The following is a 915-nucleotide window of genomic DNA, read 5'->3' on the forward strand; positions in this document are numbered from 1 at the left end:
GGGGCGCGGTCTAAAATACAGTTCAGACCCGAAGCTGGTCATCAAGGCCGGTCAGGCTGATCCGGCAGGCGCGGAAGGCGATGGCGGCACTACTGGCGGTTCCGCTTCGGCACTCATCCTCCCCATGGATGGCGATGCCAAAATGCTGGAAATCAACGGCGATGCATCCGGTGCAATGCTGGCGCAATACAAGGAACTGCGCGCCATCGTCATGGAACAGATCCACGGCAACCGGGCCAGCGCGGACAAGATCAGCGCTGCACAGTCTGGCCGGGCTATGGAAATGATGTGCCAGAGCCTCGTATGGCTAGCGGACCGCCTGCGCCTTTCCTACGGCGAATACGGTCTGTTGGCGCTGTATCGCATGATCTGCCGCTTTTCGTCCGTAGTGGCAGGGGGCCTGAACATTGGCGGTCAGGATTACACCAACCTGTCCGATGCCGGTCTGGCACTGCAATGGCCTCCCTACTTCCCCAGCACGGACCCCGAACTGCTGCAACTGGCGCAGGGGCTGGCAACGGCTGTGGCGTCGGGCTTCATGTCCAACGAAACCGCCTGCAGCATCTATGCCGCCAAGGTCGGCACGGCTAGCCCACAGGAAGAATGGAACCGGGTGCTGGATGAACTGTCCGACCCGGTCCTCATCGCCAAGCGGCAGGCTGCAGCAGATGCCGCCAAGGCCGACCGGAAGGCAGGCGGCGCAGGGCGCACAGAGACACGTCAGGTTACGGCCTGACGTTTTCCCGGCTGATGCCGGAACATTCACAACATGAGGGTCAGATGACCACAGAACCGATGAACACGCCCATCGATCCCAACACGGTGCGCGAACTGGAAAAGGCACGCGCGGACCTCGTAACGGTGCGTAGCGAACTGAAATCCGCCCGCACCGAACGTGACGCCATTCGTGGCGAA

General features: G+C 61.7%; 1 pseudogene. It reads left to right on the forward strand.

What is annotated here, in order from left to right:
- Positions 1–736, forward strand: a pseudogene (locus CFR80_RS18500) (portal protein); the annotation flags it as partial.
- Between the last annotated feature and the right edge of the window lie 179 nt (positions 737–915).

Source organism: Komagataeibacter oboediens, assembly GCF_003207815.1.
Classification (GTDB): Bacteria; Pseudomonadota; Alphaproteobacteria; order Acetobacterales; family Acetobacteraceae; genus Komagataeibacter; species Komagataeibacter oboediens.